This is a genomic window from Alicyclobacillus sp. CIJ1 (assembly GCF_057538885.1).
The window spans coordinates 1-291 of sequence record NZ_BAAJPH010000099.1; the positions used below are offsets into that span (position 1 = coordinate 1).

Here is a 291-nt window from a genome sequence, read left to right on the forward strand (position 1 = left end):
TGGACGGGCAGGAAGAGATCCCGGTGGTGCGTGAGACAGGCGTTTTGCGTTTGGCCCTCGTGGGTAAGGACGAATATGCACGCGCGATCCAACGGTGGGTGGCGCACGAGTTGATGCCAAATGCCACGGATCCAAAAGTCGCTAGGCTGGAATATGAGAGGGAGCAACTACGGGCACAGAAGGTGGGGCTTCTCGTGGATCTTCTCTTGGGCTTTGAGGATCGGTTGTCAGATGACGCGGTGGAACGCATCGTGACGACTGTGGCGGATGTGATGCTGGACAAGCATTGAT

1 pseudogene is annotated in these 291 nt (G+C 57.0%); it reads left to right on the forward strand.

Annotated elements, in window-relative coordinates:
- Positions 1 to 290 (forward strand): annotated as a pseudogene (locus tag AC27E8_RS06645) (phage repressor protein); the annotation flags it as partial.
- Between the last annotated feature and the right edge of the window lies 1 nt (position 291).